1 protein-coding gene is annotated in these 248 nt (G+C 48.8%); it reads left to right on the top strand.

What is annotated here, in order from left to right; genetic code table 11:
* Positions 1-129 precede the first annotated feature (129 nt).
* The coding region (locus EAE89_RS23335) for an Rpn family recombination-promoting nuclease/putative transposase (RefSeq protein WP_214086705.1) at positions 130-248 on the top strand (119 nt) is incomplete at its 3' end.

The following is a 248-nucleotide window of genomic DNA, read 5'->3' as shown; positions in this document are numbered from 1 at the left end:
CGGCGGCAAGAGCGCGAATCCCCGGGAGCATAGATAACTCTGTAACTGGAGTGAGTGCCGCCAACTTGAAAGATGACGGGGATAGACAACGAGTAGTCATGACTACCTGATAAGACAGAGAAACAGATTGTGGCAAAGAAAGAAAAACGGCCTCACCATGACGCGTTATTCAAGCATTTTTTAACGCAGCCCGAAACGGCCAGGGAGTTTTTATCCCTTTATCTGCCCGAAGAGATCCAGTTGTTGTG

Origin of the sequence: Photorhabdus heterorhabditis, from assembly GCF_018448905.1 — a bacterium.
GTDB lineage: Bacteria > Pseudomonadota > Gammaproteobacteria > Enterobacterales > Enterobacteriaceae > Photorhabdus > Photorhabdus heterorhabditis.
The sequence above is the reverse complement of the archived record's forward strand: the minus strand, read 5'-3'. Positions and strand labels throughout refer to the sequence as shown.